The organism is Rhizobium sp. SG741, from assembly GCF_012275435.1.
GTDB lineage: Bacteria > Pseudomonadota > Alphaproteobacteria > Rhizobiales > Rhizobiaceae > Rhizobium > Rhizobium lusitanum.
In genome coordinates this window covers 34,054-55,119 of sequence record NZ_JAAZQP010000024.1, presented here as the reverse complement: position 1 = coordinate 55,119, position 21,066 = coordinate 34,054, and the positions used below count along the sequence as shown (strand labels likewise).

The window sequence follows — 21,066 nt, the reverse complement described above, 5'->3', positions numbered from 1 at the left end:
AATTCCAGGAAAAGTGCGTAGCGGTTTTCCGTCCGGAATTGCGCAAAAACAATAGCATAGAGCGGTCAGGCGATTCCGTGAAACGCGTAACCGCTCTAGGTCGTGCGCCCAATGTGTTGCGCCATGTCGAGCATCCGGTTCGAGAAGCCCCATTCATTGTCGTACCAGCCGAACACCCTGAGAAGGCCGCCGGCGCCAAGCGAAATCTCCGGTCCACTCAAAACAAGAGATTCGGGACGACCGCGCAGATCCACGGAGACCAGCGGCTTCTCGATCCAACCCAACACCGGCGATCCATCGGCTGCTTGTTTCAGTTTCGTACGCATGGTGTCGAGGTCAGAAACATGCCGAACCGCGACGGTGAGATCGATCGCCGAAACGCTGGCCGTCGGCACCCGAAGGGCGCGCGCCTCGATCAAGCCGGCGAGATGCGGAAGGACTTCCCCGACGATCGCATGGGCGCTCGTGGTCGTCGGCACCATCGAAAGTGCGGCGGCACGGCTTCGGGCTAGATCGGAGCGCGGTTGATCTATCGTCGGCTGGCTTGCCGTGTAGCAATGAATGGTGGTCATCTGGCCGCCGATGATGCCGAACTCTTGATCAACAATGCGCAAAAGCGGCGCAAGCGCATTTGTGGTGCATGAGGCGTTTGAAACCACGGTCTGGCCGCGGAAGGCTTCCTCATTGGCACCCAGCACCAATGTTGCATCGGCAGCGTTAGACGGACCGGAAATCAGCACCTTCTTTGCGCCGGCATCTATGCCTCGTTGAGCCACCGCTCGGGAATTGGCATGGCCGGTGCATTCCAGGAGAACGTCGACGCCGTGAAGGTCGAGCTTGCTGATATCAGGAACATTGTGAAACGGTATCGACACCTTGCCGACGACGAGCGTCCGCTCGCCAGTCGAGACGGCCTCCGGCCAAGGACCATAAATACTGTCATATTCGAAGAGGTAGGCACATGTCTCCAAAGCGGCGATGTCGTTGATCAGCACGACTTCCATATCAGGACGATCGCGCAGGAGGAGACGCAGGACCGAACGCCCGATCCTTCCAAACCCGTTAATTGCAATCTTCAACGGCCGGTTCGACATACGACTTACACCCTTAATCGACAATGCCGGAGGCCTGCAGTGTCGCGGTTGAATTGGCTATCGCCGTGGCGTCGCGGATGTCGATGCCACCGTCCTCCCTATCCTCCTCCCTTTAGATGCGCCGGCCCTAGAAGTCGACCTCGATTGCCACGCCTTTTGCCAGGGCGAGCTCGACGGCAGCCGAGGCGACGGCAAGATCCTGAAGGCCAACCCCCGTACCGTCGAAGAGCGTAATCTGGTCTGCGGAGGTGCGTCCGGGGTGGGTTCCGTTGATCACCGCGCCAATCTCGACGATGGCCTCTTCACGGATTAGTCCCCTTTCGATCGCATGCTGGGATTCGCCGATGGTAACGGCCTGTGCGACTTCATCGGTGAAGACGGCTGCCGCAGCGAGGATTTCGGCTTCGACCTCCTGCTTACCCTTCGTATCGGTCCCCATGCAGGCGAGATGTGTGCCAGCTCGAACCTGCGATGCCTTGAGCATCGGCGCAAAAGACGAGGTGATCGAGATGATGACATCCGCTTCGGCCCCCAGCCGATCAAGATCGACTGCCTCGAAAGGAAGGCCCTCCTCCTTGGCAACCTCCTCCAGACGGCTCAGCATATCCGGATGCAGATTCCAGCCGACGATCCTTTCGAATGAGCGCTGCGCAAGGGCTGCGCGCAATTGAAACGTCGCCTGGTGACCGGCACCGATCATGCCAAGGACCTTCGCGTCTTTACGGGCGAGATATTTTATCGAAATGGCAGAGGCCGCCGCCGTCCGCAGCGCAGTCAACAGATTGCCGCCGACGACGGCGCGGCATTTGCCGGTATCCGGATCGAACAGGAACACGGTCGACTGATGGTTGGTGAGGCCCTTGTGGACATTGTTCGGCCAGAACCCACCGGCCTTGAGCCCGAGCGCCAGGCCCTTGCGATCGAAACCCGACTTGAAGCCGTAGAGGGCATCGGCATGCCCGATCGCCTCGCGGACGACAGGGAAATTGTAGGCCGATTTATCCGCCATCGAGGCAAATACCCCCTCGACCGCCCTGAAGCAATCGGCAGGGGTCACCAATCCGGCAATTTCAGTCTCAGGAACGATGATCATTCTGGCTTCCGCTAGCTTTTCAATGGGGGCCGGAACCCCCTGTTTCGTCAGTAGGCCTTGCCGCGGGCGGACACGGGCCAGAGCGTTTCGACCTTGCCGTTGCGCACGCCGACATACCAATCATGGACATTGCAGGTCGGATCACAATGACCAGGGACCAGACGCAGCTTTTCGTTGATCTTGAGGACGCCGTTCGGGTCTTCGATAACGCCATGCTCGTCCGAGCATTTGATATATTTCACGTCATCGCGGCCAAAGATAAAGGGCAATCCGGAGTCGACCGATTGCGCCTTGAGGCCGGCATCGCAGATTGCCTTGTCCGCCTTTGCGTGGCTCATGATGCTGGTCAGGATGAACAGCGCATTCTCCCATTCCCCCTGATCGATCCGCTTGCCGTCTTTGTCACGGATGCGGCCGTAATCCGCGTCCATGAACGCATAGCTGCCGCACTGCAGCTCGTTGTAGACGCCCGAATTGCTCTCGAAATAATAGCTGCCCGTGCCGCCGCCGCTGACCAGCTCGGGGTCGAGACCTTCGGCCTTGAGCGCGTCGACGGCATCCTTGACCTGGGCTATCGCCGCATCGAGCTTGGCCTTGCGGTCTTCATACTTGTCGATGTGCTGCATGGCGCCCTGATAGGCCTGGATGCCTGTGAACTTGAGGCCGGGGGCCGCATGGATGGCATTGGCAAGCTCGACGACGGCCGAGGTCGTCGTGACGCCGCACCGTCCGGCGCCGCAATCAATCTCGATGAAGCATTCCAGCGTCGTGCCGTATTTCTGCGCTGCCCTGGAGAGCTCATCGACATTGGCCAGGTCGTCGACGCAGACGATGATCCGCGCGCCACGCTGCGGCAGCAGTGCCAGGCGATCGATCTTTGCCGGATCGCGAACCTGGTTCGAGACCAGCACATCCTTGATCCCACCGCGAACGAAGACTTCCGCTTCGGAAACCTTCTGGCAGCAGACGCCGACAGCACCGCCCAGTTCCTGCTGGAGCCTCAGAACATCGACAGACTTGTGCATCTTGCCATGCGCGCGGTGGCGCATGTTGTGGGCTTTTGCATAGTCGCCCATCTTGCGAATATTGCGCTCGAGCGCATCGAGATCGAGGATCAGGCAGGGCGTCTGGATGTCATCGACGCTCATTCCGGGAAGAGCCGGTACGTCGTAGCCGACTTCCATGCCGGCAAATTTCGGTTCCATGTTCATTGCTTCTGCTCCCTATTGCCAAGGCAATTTATCGAGGTCGACGTTGCCGCCGGTGATGATGATGCCGACGCGTTTTCCGGCAAAGACGTGCGTGTTCTTCAGGATGGTCGCCAGAGGCACGGCGCTGGAAGGCTCCATGACGATCTTCATCCGCTTCCAGATGAGCTTCATCGCATCGACGATGTCTTCCTCGGAAGCCGTCAGGATATCCGTGACGTGGTTTCTGACGAAATGCCAGGTCAGCTCCTTCAGCGGCACCTTGAGACCATCGGCCACGGTGTTCGGCGCGTCGTCTGCGATGATGTGGCCGGCTTTGAAACTGCGGTAAGCATCATCAGCCTGCTCCGGCTCTGCTGCGTAGATCTTGATGCGGGGCGCAAGATTGGAGAGAGTGAGGCAGGTTCCCGAGACCATTCCGCCGCCGCCGATCGGGGCGATGACGACATCGAGCCCGTCAACCTGTTCGATCAGTTCTTTCGAACAGGTCGCCTGTCCCGCGATGACTCGCGGATCGTTGTAGGGATGCACGAACTCCGCTCCCGTTTCAGCCACGACTTCGGCGAAAACGGCCTCGCGCGATGAGGTCGAAGGTTCGCACTCGACGACCTTGCCGCCATATCCCCGGACAGCATCCTTCTTTGCCTGCGGCGCGGTGCGCGGCATGACGACCGTGCACGGAATTCCGCGACGGCCGGCCGCATAGGAAAGGCATGTCCCGTGGTTGCCGGACGAATGCGTGGCAACACCCCTGGCGGCCTGTTCGTCGCTGAGGCCAAAAACAGCGTTCGACGCGCCGCGTGCCTTGAAGGCTCCCGCTTTCTGGAAATTCTCGCATTTGAAGAACAGTTCGGCTCCGGCCAGCGAGTTGATGAAGCTGGACGTCAGAACCGGGGTTCGATGAATGTAAGGCCTGATCCGCTCATCCGCGGCAGTCATGTCGGCAAGTGTTGGGATATACATGGTTCCGGCTCCTCAGGCAGCGGCCCGGACCTTGGACGTGCGGCCGTCGCGATAATAGTCCTGCGCAGCGGCAACACCCGAGCCGAGCTTGATGTCGAGGCCGAGATCGACCATGACCATTTCAGCCGTCGCAATGCCCGACAGCGCCATGACATCGGTGAGACTGCCGAGATGGCCGATGCGGAAGACCTTGCCGGCAACCTCGCCGAGGCCAACCCCGAAGGCGACATCATATGTCTTGGCGGCGTGCGCCACGATCGACGTCGCATCGAAGCCCTCAGGCGTGCGGATTGCGCTGACCGTGTCCGAGTAGAGGTCTTCGCTCATGGCACAGAGCTCCAGCCCCCATGCCCGGACGGCCGCACGAATGCCCGAGGCGATGCGCCGATGGCGGGCAAAGACATTCTCCAGGCCTTCCGCCAGCAATAGTTCCGTCGACAGCTTGAGCCCGTTTAGCAGTCCGACGGCCGGCGTGTAGGGATAGGCATTGTTTGCGTAGCTCCTGGCCATGTCTCTGATATCGAAGAATGTCCGCGGAAGCTGGGCCGTTTCGACCGCCGCCAGCGCCTTCGGCGAAAAGGCCGTGATCGCGAGGCCTGCAGGCAGCATGAAGCCCTTCTGCGAGCCCGTGACGGCGATGTCGACCGACCATTCGTCCATGCGGAAATCCATCGAAGCGATTGAGCTGACGCCATCGACAAACAACAAGGCCGGATGACGCGCCGCATCGATCGCCCGCCGAACGGCGGCGATATCGGATTTAACGCCGGTTGCCGTCTCGTTATGAGTGACGAGAACCGCCTTGATCTCATGCGCGGTGTCGGCCGCGAGGATCTCCTCGTAGCGGGCGGCGGGAGCGCCGCCACCCCAGGCGGCTTCGATGATATCGACTTTCAGCCCGTGCCGCTGGCACATATCGATCCAGCGCTGGCTGAACATGCCATAGCGCGCGGCAAGGACACGGTCGCCGGGGCTGAGCGTATTGGTAATCGCCGTCTCCCATCCGCCGGTTCCCGTGGACGGAAATACATAGACGGAGGCGGCTTCGGTTTTCAGGATCTTCTTCACACCTGCAAGCGCCGGCCGCAGGATCTCTCCGAACAAGGGCGAGCGATGATCGAGCGTCGGCATGTCCGCAGCCTTGCGAAGGATCTCAGGCATGTTCGTTGGGCCCGGAATGAAGACGGGATTTTGCATATACATTTGGGCGTCCTCCTGTTGTGGGAGAATTGATAGCACGCCGGAAATAGGAGATAAATTTTTTTGAAATGATTTTTCAAAATCGTTATTATTGTTATAATATGCAATATAATCAATTGATTGGTATTTTTCATTGTATAAATGTATTTTTCAAGTCAGAATTTTTTATCGACTGAACGCCATTGGAGACGACGGCTGATGCCTCAAGAACCGCGCCGAAGAGGCCGCCCCAAGGCCTTCAACGGCCCTCAGACACAAAACACGATCCAGGCGCTCGATCGGGCACTGGATGTCCTCGATGCTCTCGCGACGCCGGAAGGCAAGACATTGTCGGAACTGGCCGGCCAGCTCGGGCAATCGGCAGCAACCATGCACCGCGTGTTGGCGACGCTGGAGCGCCGCGAGTTCGTCGAGATCAGTCCCGATCGCCAGGTTTGGCACATCGGTCCCGAGGCCTATCGGCTTGGCGCAGCTTTCCTCCGTCGCTCCAACGTCGTCGAGCGGAGCCGCCCCATCATGCGCGAACTCATGCTCGAAACCGGAGAGACATCCAATCTCGGCATCGAGAAGGACGGCAACGTCCTGTTCATCAGCCAGGTCGAGACTCATGAGTCGATCCGTGCCTTTTTCCCACCCGGAACACTATCGCCACTGCATGCCTCCGGCATCGGCAAGGCGCTTCTCAGCACATATGACGAAGACCGGCTTTCAGCGCTCTTCCGGAAGAAAGAATTCGAGCGATTTACGGAAAACACCGTGCGTTCCTTCGAGCAATTGCGCGAGGAACTGCAGAAGACGCGGGAGAGAGGCTATTCGTTCGACGACGAGGAACGCACGAAGGGGATGCGATGCGTCGCGGCGCCCATCCTGAACGTGCACGGCGAGGCGGTGGCAGGCATTTCCGTTTCCGGACCAATACATCGTCTTCCGGACGCTGATATCCACCAGCTCGGCGAGCGGGTGAGAAGCGCGGCGAGAATGGTGTCCCGTCGCCTCGGCGCACCGTAATCGAGGTTTAGGCCCGGCCCGTTACCCAGCCGAACTCGACTTAAGTATGATTCTGCTCAGCGGCGTCCCACATCAGCCAGCCAGGCGCTCGGTTCGCGCCGGGCAAGATGCGAGGGTTCGTCATGTACCGGACTGCCGACTTCCGGCCGGGCGACATCGGATACATGAGGAAAAGCCAAGGCCATATCATCGAGAACACCAGCAAGACGGATCTGCAATTCGTCGCCGTCTTCAAGGTGGCGGAATATCAGGAGAACCGGCTCTCCGTCTTTCCGCAGTTCTCCGTCAGCTGCGACGTACCGGTCGACCTGACCGGTACGAAGCCTCAAAACTCTTCCCATTCCTTTTGAGAGGCTGCTGAAGCCGATGCCCTGTTTCCGGCGGCTGCGGCTCGTCTAGGCTGAGGCATCATGGAGACGACGGCCGCCTGCCTATCGGGTTCAGCCATCGCCCGTCCCGTCCTGCGCAGCGCTGCAGATTGTGCGGAGGCGGAAGCTTGCAGCGTGAATTGGGAGACCAGATCACGAAGCTTGGCTGCCTCCATTGCCAGGCTATTCGAGGCTGCGGTCGATTGTTCGACCATGGCTGCGTTCTGCTGTGTCGTCTGATCCATCGAATTGACGGCCGTATTGACCTCTGCCAATCCGGTGGACTGTTCCTTCGCTGAGGTCGCAATGGCGTTCATGTGCTGGTTGATGTCAGCGATCTGCTCGCCAATCGTCTTCAGCGACATGCCGGTATCCAGCACGAGCTTGACGCCGCTTTCAACCTCCGATGACGACTTCTGGATCAGCCCCTTGATCTCTTTGGCTGCTTGTGCCGATCGCTGTGCAAGTTCACGCACTTCCTGAGCGACAACCGCAAAACCCTTTCCGGCTTCACCGGCGCGCGCTGCCTCGACCCCGGCATTCAGCGCCAGAAGATTTGTCTGGAAGGCGATCTCGTCGATCACCCCGATGATGCTGGAAATCTGTTGCGAGGATGCCTCGATGCGGCGCATGGCTTCCTCGGCGTGCGATACGACTTCGGCGGACTTTGCGGCGCTGCGATTGGCTTCGGTCGCCGCAGTGCGGGCCTCGTCGGCGCGCCTGCTCGAATTCGATACATTGACGGTGATCTGGTCAAGCGCCGCGGCTGTTTCCTCAAGGGAGGCCGCCTGCTGTTCGGTGCGCCTGGAGAGATCGTTGGCGCCGGAAGAAATCTCGCGCGTACCGTCATCGATCGCTGCAATGGCGATGGAGATTCCGCCGAGCGCATCTCCAAGCTGCTTGACCGACCTGTTGAAATCCTGCCGAAGCGCTTCGAAATCCCCGGAAAAAGGCTCGTCAAGCTGGAATGCTAGATCGCCGCCGGCAAGCCGCTTCAATCCGGCCGCAAGGCCTGATGTGGCGGCGCGAAGACGATCCGTCGCCTCTTCGTCGGCCTCGCGTCGAGCAGCGACCTGATCCGATTCGGCTTGCTTCCTGGCTGCCTCGGCATCCTGTTCAAGCTGCTTATTGGCAATCGCAGCTTGTCGGAAGACTTCAAAGGCCGATCCCATGACGCCGATTTCGTCTGAACGACCAATCGCGCCGCAACGGATGTCGGTCTCGCCCCCGGCCAGCCTCTGCATATCATTGGAAAGTGCAAGGATAGGCTTCGTAACCGTCTTGCGTGTCAACCAGTAGAGGCTGATGGAAAATAGAGCTGTCAAACCGAGAAGGCCGTTCAAAAGCCTGTCCACGAAGGCTTGCATATGGGCACTTTGTTTTGCCGTTGCAGCGGACAAGGCACTGATCTGATCCCCGGCCTGTTCCATGGCCGTTTCAAGAGCGGAAAACTGATTCATGAATTCGGGTAGCGATTTCATGGCTGCAGCCTCATCCTTCGCAGCAAGATCGACCATCGCCGTGGCACTGTCGATATACTTCAAAAGAGGAGCTTCGACCTTGGCAAGCACCTCCTGCACACTCTTGTCGGTTGCGAGCCTTTTGTTGGCTTCGATCATTTCCCGGAAAGAGGCCTTGTGTTCGTTTAGATCGGCCTTTACCGCGTCCGTGGTGATCCCTGCCGCCGGATTTGCCGCCAGCATCGACGCCAGCACGTCTGCCCGAAGCGCATCGTGCATCATGTCCGCCTGCATGTGGTTCCGAAGCACATCCGCCGTACGGGCAACCTCGGCGTTGTTATCTGCAAGAGTTGCGGCTGACCACAGCCCGACACCCGTGGCGCCACCGGCCAGGGCGAAAATTGCGACACTTGCAATGATGATCTTATGTTGTATCGACGCCATCGTCGCACTCCCCCAGTTTGTTTCTATAGCAAAACTAGCCAAACATTCTTAATTATTTATCAACCATACATTTCTACTTTGATTATATGAAATTATATTATAATATTCAAAAATTACTTCAGGTTGTAAGTATAATAAGATCCCGCAAGGAACGGCCGCAGTTAAAAGCCGAACGAAATGGCGTGGAAGTATCATCTCCTGCTTTGATGCTGCCGCGCGGCCACCTTTCCGATATTCACCTTCCAAACAACCAAATTGCCGACTGTCGTTATCGACGGGCTTCATGATGCCTGGGCGCCGGACAGCCGACGATTCGCCTTCGTCCGCTTCCACAAGGAGGCATAGAGCAGCCCTGGCATTTTATGTCGGCAACTCATATCGCGCGGTTGGAACGACCATCAATCAGCACCGAACATCCGGCATCGCGATGTAGAACAGCGATTGGCCTGAATTCGGGACCGTATGCCACCGGTATGGTGTGGCCGGGCTGGTGGCGATGGCAGCCGATCACAATATCGACGGCCACCGTGCCTGCTGTGTCAAAGCTCACGATTTCGGCTCTCCCCCCCAATCCTATGCGGCAACAGAAAAGTTCAGCCTGCCGGTGATCTCGTTAGTCAATGCGAACCCCTCATCGCTAAGGGGTAGGTAATTCCTGGCCTGACCGGCGATCCGAATATTCCATCGGCACCCCGGTTGCCGCGCCATTCCCGGCGCGTCGCAAGCAGCTCTTGCCGAAGCGGATTTGTCGGAGCAGATTGCGCCGATAACGGAGATGGACGCATGACACAGGACGATGCTTCGGGCTCTAATGCGGGGGGTATCGCCCCTCGCTGGACATCCAGCGCGAAGAGCGGTGTTGGCACGGCGCTCTCATCGGCGTGCCGCATATGGTTCACGCTGAGCCACGGCATCCTCAACGAAGTCTATTTTCCGCGCGTCGATTGCGCCTGTACGCGTGATCTTGGCCTGATCGTCACCGGTCCGGACGGCTATTTCTCCGAGGAAAAACGCGATACCGAAAGCATTGTTACGACGATCGAGGACGGCGTTCCGGCCTATCGGCTCGTCAACACGGCACTCGATGGGCGCTACCGGATCGTCAAGCGCATCATCGTCGATCCGGTGCGCAACAGCTTACTACAGCAAATATCATTCGAAGCGTTGCAAGGGTCGGTCCACGACTATCGCCTCTATGTTCTTGCCGCCCCGCATCTGGTCAATGCTGGCAGCGGCAACACCGGCTGGGTTGGCGATTACAAGGGCACGCCGATGCTCTTTGCGACGGGCAAGGGCGGTATCTCGCTGGCGCTTGCCGTTAGCGGCGGATGGCGGACGGCGTCCGCCGGCTATGTCGGCATTTCCGATGGATGGCGCCAACTGCAGGAGGCCGGCCAATTGGACCCGCGCATCACTCGTGCCGCCGACGGCAACGTCGCGCTAACAGGCGAAATTGATCTTGCGGCCGGCAGCGACACCGTTCTTCTCTCGCTCGGCTTCGGAAACCGTTCCGAGGAGGCGGGCTACAACGCGCTTGCCAGCCTGCAGGCCGGCTACGAGGATGCCGAGCGCAGCTACGTCGCCGACTGGCGGAGATGGCAAAGCACGCTACTGGCGCTCGACGAACCGAGAGCGCCGCCGCCCGAACTCAATCGCTACCGGATATCGACGGCCGTTCTCGCCACGCACCGGCCTTTGTCCTTCGAGGGTCCGGCCGTCGCCTCGCTGTCTATCCCCTGGGGCTTTGCCAAGGGCGATGAGGATCTCGGAGGCTATCACCTGGTCTGGCCACGCGATCTCGTCGAGACGGCCGGCGGCTTCCTTGCGGCCGGCGCCCCTCAAGATGCGCTCCGTATCCTTGCCTATCTTCGGACGATCCAGGAGGCGGACGGGCACTGGCCGCAGAACGCCTGGCTCGACGGCGTACCCTATTGGACCGGCATACAGATGGATGAATGCGCCTTTCCGATCCTGCTGGCTGACGCGCTGCGCCGCGAAGGAGCGCTCACCGGCGAAGCGCTCTTGTCCTATGTCTCGATGGTCGAGCGAGCGGCGCGCTATGTGGTCGTGAACGGCCCTGTAACGGGTGAGGATCGCTGGGAGGAAGACGGCGGCTTCTCTCCCTTTACCCTTGCTGTCGAGATCGCCGCGCTTCTCGCCGCTGCCGACATTCTGGAGATTGCCGGACAGGACCACAATGCCGATTATCTCAGACAGACCGCCGATGCCTGGAATGACCAGATCGAGCGCTGGGCCTATGTCGGCGCCGATGCCGCTAGTGCCGATCTTGGGGTCAAGGGCTATTATGTGCGCATCGCCCCACCCGAGATCGCCGACGGCGCCTCGCCTGCCGATGGTTTCGTGCCGATCAAGAACCGCCCGCTCTCGGAATCGTTTCTGCCGACGGCCCGCGTCGTCAGCCCGGATGCCTTGGCGCTGGTTCGGTTCGGATTGCGTGCCGCCAACGATCCACGCATTCTGGACACCGTCAGGGTTATCGACGCTCATCTCAAATGCGATCTGCCGCAAGGTCCGCTCTGGTATCGCTATACTGGGGACGGCTATGGCGAGCATGCCGACGGCGGCCCATTCGACGGCATCGGCATCGGTCGCCCGTGGCCATTGCTCGCCGGCGAACGAGCCCACTATGAACTTGCTGCCGGCAGGCCAAAAGCGGCGATCGCGTTGCTCAGCGCTCTTGAAGGCTCTGCAGGACCGGGCGGGCTACTGCCCGAGCAAGTATGGGACCAGGCTGACATACCCGAGCGAGGCCTTGTTTTCGGCGAGCCATCCGGCAGTGCGATGCCACTCGTCTGGGCGCATGCCGAACACATCAAGCTGCTGCGTTCGCTGAGAGACAATGCCGTTTTCGACATGCCGCCACAGGGCGTCGAGCGCTATATCAAGAACAAGACCACCGCGCCCTTCGTGCTCTGGCGCTTTAACAACAAGACATCGCGGGTTTCTGTCGGCAAGCGCCTGAGAATCGAAGTGATGGCGCGGGCCGTGGTGCGCTGGAGTTCGGATGGTTGGGAAAGCGCAAGCGATACCACAACCCGCCAAAACGGCTTCGGCATCGATGTTGCGGAGCTTGCGACTGAACGGCTGCCAAAGGGCGCGGTGATCGCCTTCACCTTCTATTGGTCTGACACCGACCATTGGGAGGGAGAGGATTTCTCAGTCGTCGTGGCCGACGGCGACGCCTAAACGTCACTAACAACAAACCTACCAGAAGGGGAGACGCACCGTGACCGCAAAACCCGAATCTCTCGAGCACACAACGTCGGCCGCGCCGCAGGATCTCGTCGTCCTGGCAATCGATCTTGGCGGCTCGCATGTCAAAACGCGTCTGAGTTCCGGCAGCGACCGGCGGGCAGCCGTCTCCGGTGCGGCAATGTCCGCGCAAAAGATGGTCGAAGCAGTCAAGGAGCTTACCGCCGACTGGCAATACGACGTCATCGGCATGGGATATCCCGGCCCGGTCGCCGACAATAAACCAGCGGCGGAGCCGCACAATCTGGGGGCCGGCTGGAAGGACTTCGATTTTTCCGCCGCTTTCGGCAAGCCCGTCAGGCTCGTCAACGACGCAGTTTTGCAGGCGATCGGCAGCTATGCGGGCGGCAACATGCTGTTTGTTGGGCTGGGCACCGGGCTGGGTTCGGCAATGGTCGTCGATCACGTCTGCTTGCCCATGGAACTTGCACATCTGCCCTACAAAAATAATGAGACGTTCGAGGACTTCGCCGGCGAGCGCGGCCTTGTGAAATATGGCAAGAAGAAATGGCGCAAATCGGTCGAGAAGATCGTCGGCAAGTTGCAAGCGGCCCTGCTGCCGCATGAAACTGTCATTGGTGGCGGCAATGTCGACAAGCTCGAGAAGCTGCCCGACGGCTGCCGCGCCGGCGACAACGAGAATGCATTTCTTGGCGGCTTTCGCCTATGGACGGACGAAAGCCTGAGATTTTAGGCTGAATCCGGCATGGCTTGCCCGCCTGCGCCTCCGTCTCAAAAACGAAGGAGATCGGAGATCGTCGATCGTGTTCCTGCGATCTGCGAGGATAGAACGGCTTCCTTCCTGACATACATCTAAAGAAACAGCTCTCGACGCGGAACGGCGTCGTGATATCGTCTATAGCCGTCCGACAGCACGCTCCGCCAAGCTAAGCCGCGACAAAAGAAGGGGAGAACTTCATCAAAATCCCACCTTGATGGCTAAAATCTCCGGAAAATGGGAAACTCTTGAAGAGTTTCGGATTGTTGATAGTAAAGCACACGCGCTATAAGGTCAGTGCGCGAGCTAGATGGCCGTGGAAGTGAAGAGGAAATACGATGCCTACAGGTACTGTGAAATTTTTCAATGAAGACAAGGGATTTGGCTTCATTACTCCCGAGAACGGAGGAACGGATGTGTTCGTTCACGTTTCCGCTCTGCAGCGGGGCGGTTCTCTCAGAGAAGGTGAGAAGGTTAGCTACGAATTGGGCCAGGACCGGAAGACTGGAAAGTCGAAGGCTGAAAACGTCAGCGTGCTCTGATCGCATGAGCTAGCGGACCCGCCGCGGATTTAGCCTGCTTCATGATTAGAACAGGCTAAATCAACCCCACTGCTTGAGTGGAATCGAACCAGCCGCTCCGGCGTGCAGACAACGACTATTTCAGAACCCGGCCCGACATGGCGCCGCTTTCTTTTGGCTTGCTCTCCGAGCATGCCTGCTTTGTTCCGATAACCGCGGGATTTTTGCGCCGTTTCGCTGCAAGGCTATCCGCGCAGTCGTCAGCGCGCCACGCCCCGACTGCGGCGCCCTCAACCCTCTGCGGTATCGACCAACCCAGCTGCGACATCGCGTGAGCACTCTTCGAGATCCTGTATTGCGCGCCGGCGATCAACTCGACGCCTCACAAGAGCGGTTTCCACGGGAGCAACACCAATCTCGATATATCTGATGGCGGGATTCGAATAGTAGCGCTCAAGGTGCTCGCCAACGATGACGACAGCCTCGCGTGATTCGACGACCGCAAGACGTTCCCCGATTGCCGTCATGACCGGCCCACGCGCAATGGGCTTCCCAGAGGGCGTGTGGTCAGGGAAATGGATCGCCGCCCACGCTCCCAACCGATGATTATCCGGTAGTGTCGGCAAGGTCTCGAACGCGAGTTCCTCCGGATCGATCAGGCTCTGTCGCACACCCTGTGATCGGCAGGCACGACCAGCGTCTTCTTCTCCTCGAACAGAACAGCGCATTGCACCGAGCCGTCATGGAAAAGCGGAAGTCTGCGAAGCGCTGCATCGACACATCACCAAGGGCCTCGCGAGCGGCGCGCTCAAGCCGATCCTCGATCGGATTTTCAAGCTCGTTTCAACAGGAGGGACTACGTCGCTGCCGAGCGTCTCTCCCGCAGGCGGGCATCGTAAAATGAGCGCGCTGAAGGCGATTTCGACAGATATGACTTTGCCTCAGGCGGTTTGAAGGGGCTCGAACCGCCAACCCATTTGCAGAAAGTTCTATGCTTACAAAGGGTTGGAATGGCAGACGGTAAATTGGCTTGGAATGTTTGCCCGGCATATCCGATCTATTGCAGCCGTTAGGCGCCTTCGCAGCGGGGCTATCTTGAATGCTTTCTGGCAAGGAAACATGGTCCAAAACGAAAAAGCCTGCCGCGGGAGGAGGTGCGGCAGGCTTTTCGAAAAGAACCGAACAGCGACTGGGAGGAGGAGTGCCGCTGTTCCTACAGACGTCCCTGGGAGGAGGAGTGGGCCGTCTGAAACTCGAAGCTCTGCGGGAGGAGGTGCATCACTTCGATGGAGCTAACAATACTCCAATCATCGAGATTTCATATAGCTTATGCTGCACTGCAGCTATGCAAGAAACACAAGTCGGAAAACTCAGTACAGAAGGAGGAGAAAACCGATCTCGAACAGGAGCGGCTGACGCAAAAACGCCCGCGTCATCAGCGGGCGTCGAGCAGTCGTAAAGACTATGAGGTTAGCGCGCGATCGATGCGCGGGCAACGCTGCGGATATCGGCACGATCGATGCCGAGGTCCTGCAGTTCGCGGCTGGACATGCGACCGAGTTCGTTAACAGTCTGACGGAACTTGCGCCAGTTGTTGAAAGAGCGTGCTACGTTCATGATAATCCCCTTTCCTGAGGCTTTCTGACGTCAGCAACCTTGTTTGGCCCCGGCGTCGTTTCGATGATTGGAATATAGGCGTTTCAATCGGTTTAAAACAGAGATAATCCCGCACTGCACCTATGCATTCAATGCATTGGTTTCACGGATTACATGAGGGATGATCGTTTTTTAGGCCAAAATCTGTTCGACGGTCCAAACATTGCTCGGCGCACCAGGCAGTTGTCTCGCATCTATCTCGATGAGGACAAGCTTCTGGGGCAGCTGCGCCATCGTGACCAACCCGGTCGCGGAAGCCTCGAAGAAAAATGCCACATCGCCCCGTTTCTCCGACGTGGATCCGCGCTATTCTCAAAGGGAGATTCACCCGGCGAGATAGCGCCCACAAGCCATCTGCGCCCCGCCTCACGACCGAAGGAGCAACTCCATGACGCAGACCCTTGCCGATCTGTTGGCTGAAACCTTGGCGGAAGCCGGCGTCGAGCGCATATGGGGAGTGACGGGCGACAGCCTGAACGGCCTCAACGACAGCCTGCGGCGTCTCGGCCGGATCGATTGGATGCATGTGCGCCATGAGGAGACCGCCGCTTTTGCGGCCGGCGCGGAAGCTGCCGTCACCGGCAAGCTTGCTGTCTGCGCAGGGAGTTGCGGACCGGGGAACCTGCATCTGATCAACGGGCTCTACGACTGCCAGCGGAACCACGTGCCCGTCCTGGCGATCGCCGCGCATATCCCGTCCTCCGAAATCGGCCTGGGCTATTTCCAGGAAACCCATCCGCAGGAACTGTTCCGCGAATGCAGCGATTTCTGCGAACTGGTATCCAATCCCGCCCAGATGCCGGAGATCCTGCACAGGGCGCTCAACACGGCCATCGGTCGCAATGGCGTGGCCGTGCTCGTCATTCCAGGCGACGTGGCGCTCGCCGATGCACCAGCGGGCGCGAAAACAGGCTGGGTGCAACTGCAGCCGCCGCGCATTCTCCCTTCGGACGCAGAGATCAGCCGGCTCTCGACGCTGCTCAACGGATCGGACGCCATAACGATCCTGGCCGGCAGCGGCTGCGCCGGTGCCCATGATGCTGTGGTGGCGCTGGCTGAAAAGCTCGGCGCGCCGGTCGTTCATGCCCTGCGCGGCAAGGAACATGTCGAATGGGACAATCCCTATGACGTCGGCATGACCGGACTGATCGGCTTTTCGTCGGGCTATCATGCCATGTTGAACTGCGACACGCTCTTGATGCTGGGAACTGATTTCCCCTACCGTCCCTTCTATCCCAAAGATGCCAGGATCGTTCAGATCGACCGCAACCCAGGCGCACTCGGCAAACGGACGCAACTGACCCAAGGCATCGTTGGCGATGTGTCCGAGACAATCGCAGCGCTACTGCCGCACCTTAAGGATCGACCGAACCATGCCTTCCTCGATGCCGCCCGCAAGCATTATGCGGAGGCCCGAAAGGGACTCGACGATCTCGCCGTGCCGTCGGCGAAGGGCAATCCCATCCACCCCCAGTATCTGGCGCGGCTGATAAGCAAAATCGCGTCGGAGGACGCGATCTTCACCGCCGATGTCGGCACGCCGACCGTATGGGCAGCCCGCTATCTGACGATGAACGGCAAGCGTCGCCTGCTCGGCTCGTTCAACCACGGCTCGATGGCCAATGCCATGCTGCAGGCCATTGGTGCTCAGGCAGCCGCGCCCGACCGGCAGGTCGTGTCGCTCTCCGGCGATGGCGGCTTCACGATGATGATGGGCGACTTCATCACCCTTTCCCAGCTCGAACTGCCGGTGAAGATAGTCGTCTTCAACAACGGCTCGCTGGGCTTCGTTGCCATGGAAATGAAGGCCGGCGGCTTCCTCGACACCGGGACCGACCTGAAGAACCCGAACTTTGCCGCCATGGCCCAGGCGATGGGCGTCAAGGCGTACCGGGTCGAGGATTCCGGTAATCTCGAGGGCGCGCTGCGCGAGGCATTGGCGCATCGCGGCCCGGTGCTCGTGGATGTCGTCACGGCAAAGCAGGAACTGGTCATGCCGCCAAAGATCAAGCTCGAACAGGCCAAGGGCTTCAGCCTCTACATGCTGAAAGCGATCATCAATGGTCGGGGCGACGAGGTCGTGGAACTCGCTAAAACCAATCTCAGGCTCTGACAGGAGAGCGGCGCGTGACCGGACTGGAGCTCGCCAGGCATGTGGCCTTCGTATTGCGCTGCTCGGCTGCAGCGACATTCTCCTACATGCTGGCCTCGGCTATCGGCTTGCCGCATCCGGTATGGGCGGCGATGTCGGGGATCATCGTCTCGCAGGAGAAGCTGACCGAAACGCGCAGCGCCATGGCCTGGCGGCTGATCGGCACGGTGATCGGCATCGTCGTCGCCGTGGCCGTCGGCAGCGGCACCGCTCCGCTTGGCGCCGATGTGGCAATCCAGATCGCGCTTGCCGTCGGGCTCTGCGCCATCGTCGCGCGCCGCTATCCCGCGGTTAGGGTCTGCATGTGGACAGGGCCGATCGTGTTCCTGACGGTAGATCCGGGCATGCCTCTCTACATGGTCGGCCTTTATCGCGGTACCGAGGTTTTTCTCGGCGGATTGGTCGGTGCAGCGTTGCATGCCGTCTCGGAAGCGGTGATTAGGGGCCTGTTTGGCAGAACGGGGCCCGATCCTGCCGATTTGCCGGAAAAGCCGTGATGGCGCGCGCCCGTGCATGCCTGGAGAAACAACTGAAATCAAAAGCGTGGACATGCCCGTGGAAAAGGCGGTGATAACCGAGGCAATGTCGGGCTGCGTTTGAAGTGATAGATCGAGCCGCAGTCTTGACTGCTACCGAGATTCCGACTGCCACATAAGCGTGGCGGTCACGGCTTTCCAGTGGTCCGGAGCGCGGACACGATGGGTGTTGGCGGCAAACGGACAATCAAAGATTAGATTCTTGTTAACCATCTTGACGCTATAAATTTCTGATCGAAAGGCGCATCCGCTTTTCCAGTTCTCGCGAATAAATCAGCAATGTCGATCATCCATGCTTTAAGCGCAAACAGCGGCCGCCTCGTCAGGCTCACCTTCGGCCCCGAATCGCGCGGGCGCCCTTCCGTGCAAACCAAAGGTCATGCCAAGCTTGCGAAAACCCGCATCGTGATGCTCAGCGGCGGGCTGATCATGATCTACGTCGTGATCTTCGCCAGACTTATCAATTTCGGCATGGGGCCAAGGGACGACACGTCATCGATCCCGGCTGAACATGTGACAGCCGCACGTCCCGATATCGTCGATCGAAACGGCGAGCTGCTCGCGACTGACATCCGTACCGTGTCGATGTTTGCCGAGCCGAACCGTGTTGTCGATCCGGACGAGGCGGTGGAGAAAATAGCCGAGGTCTTTCCCGATATCGACCGCAAATCCCTCTATAAAAAGCTTGCCGACCGTCGCTCGCACTTCGCTTGGCTACGCCGCCAATTGACGCCGAAGCAGCAGAGCGAGATTTTGGCGCTCGGCATTCCGGCGATCGGTTTTCGACCGGAAATCAAACGTTTCTATCCAGGCGGCCGCACCGCGGCCCACATCCTCGGCTATGTCGATATCGACAATCACGGCGTGGCCGGAATGGAGAAATATCTCGACACGCAGGGCCTCTCGGATCTCGATTCCACCGGCTTGACGAGCCAAGACTCGCTGCAGCCTGTGCGACTTTCGGTGGACCTGCGCGTTCAGAACATCGTCCACGACGTGGTGTCGGATGCGATCGGCCGCTACCAGAGTCAGGCGGCCGGCGCCGTCATTCTCGACATCCACACCGGCGAAGTGCTGGCCATGGCCTCGGCCCCCGATTTCGATCCGAACGATCCGCAGGCCGACGGCGACAAGGGTTGGCTGAACCGAATGTCGAACGGCACCGACGAGATGGGCTCGGTGTTCAAGACCTTCTCGATCGCGTTGGCCCTCGATACCGGTACGGTCAAGCTGACGGACACCTTCGACGCCAGCGCTCCCCTGCATTACGGCGGCTTCACCATCCATGATGACCGCGACGTGCCGCGGCGTGTTCTTTCGATCCCGGAAATCTTCCGCTACTCCTCCAACATCGGCACCGCCAAGATGATGGACAAGGTGGGCATGAGCGACCAGAAGGCCTATCTGACCCGCTTCGGACTGTTGTCAAAGATGCAGACGGAACTGCCCGAGGTGAAAGCGCCGAGTCAGCCAAGAGTTTGGAAGAAGCTCAACTCTATAACCATAGCGTTCGGTCATGGCGTCGCCACCACGCCGATGCAGACCGCCGTCGCCGGCGCAGCCCTCATTGACGGCGGCAAGCTGATCGAGCCTACCTTCCTTCCGCGCACGCAGGAAGAGGCGGAAAAGACCGAAACGACGATCGTCAAGAAGAGCACCAGCGACACGATCAGATATCTGTTCAGGCTGAACGGCGAGCAGGGCACCGGTAGGTCTGCTGACGTCCCCGGCTATCATGTCGGCGGAAAGACAGGCACCGCAAACAAGGTGATCCACGGCGTCTATTCGCATAAGCTCAGCTTCAATTCCTTCCTAGCCGCCTTTCCCATGGCAAACCCGAAATATGTGGTGCTAGCCTTCATCGACCAACCGTTGACGGGGTTACACAACCTGAACCTCGCCGCGGAAACGGCCGCGCCGATGGTTCACGACATCATCAGCCGCGCGGCGCCGATCCTCGGCGTCGAGCCGGATTTCGGGACGAACGTGATTGCCGCCTATTGAGGGCGCCGTTGTTCCAACAACGATGAGATACGAGCACCGACAGGTCGCTTTACGAATAAATCTCTTCGAAGCCCTGTAGTCGGGTCTCCAGGGCTGCGAATGTTGCAGCGTAGAGCCAGTCGGTGCAACAGGCCGCCGGCTATTACAATAGCGTCACGCGACGAAGCGGAAAAATCACCAAGCTTTTGTGCTCCCGCTCTGCCGAAATACATGTCATAATCTATGGCCAGACACAGCTGGAGCAGTATTTTATGCAACGCGAAGCAGTCTGGACGCTGGCTCTATTTATTCTCCTCATGATTAGCGCCACGGCTGGTTCGGTATTGCGCGACAGATTGCCTGCTCCGCACCGCGGCAACGAGACAATAGACTTTCTTCGAGTTGTAACAGCTTTGCTCGTGACCTTTGCCGCGCTCGTGATGAGCCTGCTGCTGGCGTCAGAGCTCAATGCATACACAACGGCTTCCCACGATCGCAACCACTACGCTGCCGGCCTCGCGGAAATGGACCTTTGTCTGAGAAATTACGGCTCCGCATTGGACAACGAAAGACAACTTCTGCACAGCTACACCGCCGCCGTCATTGCCAGCACATGGCCCGAAGAGCCACAGCCACCAGGGGTGGCGTATCCTGACATATCAAAACTGCCGTTGGTCGGCGAAGCGCCGGCTCTGGGGGTAATTCTGAACACCATAGGGCTCGGCATTGCCCACCAGCAGCCCGCCGATCCGTTCCATCAGGCGCTCGTCACACGTTGCCATCAGGTCTTCACCAATCTCATGATGGGGCGATGGACGGTCATAGAAGACGCGCATGGCTCACTGTCCGCGCCGTTTCTGGGAGTCCTGATCTTCTGGCTTATGCTCGTATTTCTAAGCTTCGGCCTTCAAGCTCCGAAAAATCTGCTCGCAGGCTCGATTGTCGCTGTCGCCATCGTTTCAGTCGCGAGCGTCATGTTTGTCATCCTGGATCTTGATCTCCCCTATGGCGGTCTTTTCGGTATCTCGAGTACATCCATGCGGAATGCGCTCGCCGATATGCTGGCACAATAGCGGTCGGCTACGTGCCGCTTGGCAGCCAAGGCGGCGGCTGGCTGGCAGATCATCCCGTGCTTCGGGGGTGTCGAGACGCTGCGCCACCTCGTCGACGAGTGCATGGGCGATACGCAGGCACCGTCCCGCCAGGCGACATGGACACGCGATCCGAAGATGATGCGAAAATGAATTAAAAATGATGCGAAAATGAACCTGAAATGTTGACATACGGATTCTTCGAACTAGTTCCTGCTTAGACGCCGGGGTCGCCCTTTGGTCGCCCTTTCACAGCGACATGTAATTCTGCCCAGCTGTTCCAGCCCGTAAGGGGTTG

General features: G+C 59.2%; 17 protein-coding genes and 2 pseudogenes. 10 read left to right on the top strand and 9 right to left on the bottom strand.

From position 1 onward, the window contains the following. Nucleotides 1–95: 95 nt before the first annotated feature. The 5 genes from FHT29_RS33240 to bhcA form a co-directional block, all read right to left on the bottom strand. Nucleotides 96–1,079, bottom strand: a complete 984-nt coding sequence (locus FHT29_RS33240) for a glyceraldehyde 3-phosphate dehydrogenase NAD-binding domain-containing protein (protein WP_246703210.1) — start codon at nucleotides 1,077–1,079, stop codon at nucleotides 96–98. 142 nt (nucleotides 1,080–1,221) lie between these two features. Further along, the gene (gene bhcD, locus FHT29_RS33235; RefSeq protein WP_168601097.1) at nucleotides 1,222–2,187 is read right to left on the bottom strand and encodes an iminosuccinate reductase BhcD; all 966 of its coding nucleotides are present in this window, start codon (nucleotides 2,185–2,187) and stop codon (nucleotides 1,222–1,224) included. 47 nt (nucleotides 2,188–2,234) lie between these two features. Then, nucleotides 2,235–3,398 (bottom strand): 3-hydroxy-D-aspartate aldolase BhcC, encoded by a 1,164-nt coding sequence (gene bhcC, locus FHT29_RS33230; protein WP_168601096.1) that lies wholly within the window; start codon nucleotides 3,396–3,398, stop codon nucleotides 2,235–2,237. Nucleotides 3,399–3,410: 12 nt separating this feature from the next. After that, nucleotides 3,411–4,358 carry a beta-hydroxyaspartate dehydratase BhcB gene (bhcB, locus tag FHT29_RS33225; protein ID WP_037197030.1) on the bottom strand — a complete coding sequence of 316 codons (948 nt, stop codon included), beginning with the start codon at nucleotides 4,356–4,358 and terminating at the stop codon, nucleotides 3,411–3,413. A gap of 12 nt (nucleotides 4,359–4,370) precedes the next feature. Continuing rightward, nucleotides 4,371–5,561: an L-aspartate--glyoxylate aminotransferase BhcA gene (gene bhcA / locus FHT29_RS33220; protein ID WP_168601095.1), complete on the bottom strand. Its 1,191-nt coding sequence runs from the start codon at nucleotides 5,559–5,561 to the stop codon at nucleotides 4,371–4,373. 195 nt (nucleotides 5,562–5,756) lie between these two features. On the opposite strand from bhcA, the gene bhcR reads away from it, so the two are divergent. Both bhcR and FHT29_RS33210 read left to right on the top strand, forming a co-directional pair. Next, complete coding sequence (gene bhcR / locus FHT29_RS33215; protein WP_168596343.1) at nucleotides 5,757–6,566, top strand: HTH-type transcriptional regulator BhcR; 810 nt, start codon at nucleotides 5,757–5,759, stop codon at nucleotides 6,564–6,566. Between the two features lie 128 nt (nucleotides 6,567–6,694). Beyond that, nucleotides 6,695–6,832: pseudogene (locus tag FHT29_RS33210) on the top strand (cupin); the annotation flags it as partial. Nucleotides 6,833–6,891: 59 nt separating this feature from the next. Here FHT29_RS33210 and FHT29_RS33205 read toward each other — a convergent pair. Further along, nucleotides 6,892–8,838 (bottom strand): methyl-accepting chemotaxis protein, encoded by a 1,947-nt coding sequence (locus tag FHT29_RS33205; RefSeq protein WP_047639099.1) that lies wholly within the window; start codon nucleotides 8,836–8,838, stop codon nucleotides 6,892–6,894. Nucleotides 8,839–9,621: 783 nt separating this feature from the next. On the opposite strand from FHT29_RS33205, the gene FHT29_RS33200 reads away from it, so the two are divergent. Together FHT29_RS33200 and FHT29_RS33195 are read left to right on the top strand one after the other, a co-directional pair. After that, entirely contained in the window at nucleotides 9,622–12,045 is a 2,424-nt protein-coding gene (locus FHT29_RS33200; RefSeq protein WP_037197037.1) for a glucan 1,4-alpha-glucosidase, read from the top strand. Nucleotides 12,046–12,085: 40 nt separating this feature from the next. Beyond that, nucleotides 12,086–12,805 carry an ROK family protein gene (locus tag FHT29_RS33195; RefSeq protein WP_168596341.1) on the top strand — a complete coding sequence of 240 codons (720 nt, stop codon included), beginning with the start codon at nucleotides 12,086–12,088 and terminating at the stop codon, nucleotides 12,803–12,805. Nucleotides 12,806–12,818: 13 nt separating this feature from the next. Here FHT29_RS33195 and FHT29_RS34860 read toward each other — a convergent pair. After that, nucleotides 12,819–13,015, bottom strand: a pseudogene (locus tag FHT29_RS34860) (Fic/DOC family N-terminal domain-containing protein); the annotation flags it as partial. A gap of 152 nt (nucleotides 13,016–13,167) precedes the next feature. Here FHT29_RS34860 and FHT29_RS33190 point away from each other — a divergent pair. Next, nucleotides 13,168–13,371, top strand: a complete 204-nt coding sequence (locus FHT29_RS33190) for a cold-shock protein (RefSeq protein ID WP_007693942.1) — start codon at nucleotides 13,168–13,170, stop codon at nucleotides 13,369–13,371. Nucleotides 13,372–13,640: 269 nt separating this feature from the next. Here the strand turns inward: FHT29_RS33190 and FHT29_RS33185 are convergent, their stop codons facing one another. Both FHT29_RS33185 and FHT29_RS33180 read right to left on the bottom strand, forming a co-directional pair. Further along, nucleotides 13,641–14,021, bottom strand: coding sequence for a hypothetical protein (locus FHT29_RS33185; protein ID WP_168601094.1), 381 nt, complete (start codon nucleotides 14,019–14,021; stop codon nucleotides 13,641–13,643). A gap of 799 nt (nucleotides 14,022–14,820) precedes the next feature. Beyond that, nucleotides 14,821–14,967, bottom strand: a complete 147-nt coding sequence (locus FHT29_RS33180; protein ID WP_080739486.1) for a DUF1127 domain-containing protein — start codon at nucleotides 14,965–14,967, stop codon at nucleotides 14,821–14,823. A 427-nt stretch (nucleotides 14,968–15,394) separates the two neighbouring features. Here FHT29_RS33180 and poxB point away from each other — a divergent pair, with 427 nt between their 5' ends. From poxB to FHT29_RS33155, 5 genes are all read left to right on the top strand, one after another. Next, nucleotides 15,395–17,119 carry a ubiquinone-dependent pyruvate dehydrogenase gene (gene poxB, locus FHT29_RS33175; RefSeq protein ID WP_168596339.1) on the top strand — a complete coding sequence of 575 codons (1,725 nt, stop codon included), beginning with the start codon at nucleotides 15,395–15,397 and terminating at the stop codon, nucleotides 17,117–17,119. Between the two features lie 14 nt (nucleotides 17,120–17,133). Next, nucleotides 17,134–17,655 carry an FUSC family protein gene (locus tag FHT29_RS33170; RefSeq protein ID WP_348644917.1) on the top strand — a complete coding sequence of 174 codons (522 nt, stop codon included), beginning with the start codon at nucleotides 17,134–17,136 and terminating at the stop codon, nucleotides 17,653–17,655. 318 nt (nucleotides 17,656–17,973) lie between these two features. Further along, complete coding sequence (locus FHT29_RS33165) at nucleotides 17,974–19,698, top strand: penicillin-binding protein 2 (protein ID WP_037197041.1); 1,725 nt, start codon at nucleotides 17,974–17,976, stop codon at nucleotides 19,696–19,698. 122 nt (nucleotides 19,699–19,820) lie between these two features. After that, entirely contained in the window at nucleotides 19,821–20,750 is a 930-nt protein-coding gene (locus FHT29_RS33160) for a hypothetical protein (protein ID WP_245297571.1), read from the top strand. Between the two features lie 18 nt (nucleotides 20,751–20,768). Continuing rightward, complete coding sequence (locus tag FHT29_RS33155) at nucleotides 20,769–20,921, top strand: hypothetical protein (protein WP_168601093.1); 153 nt, start codon at nucleotides 20,769–20,771, stop codon at nucleotides 20,919–20,921. Nucleotides 20,922–21,066: the final 145 nt, after the last annotated feature.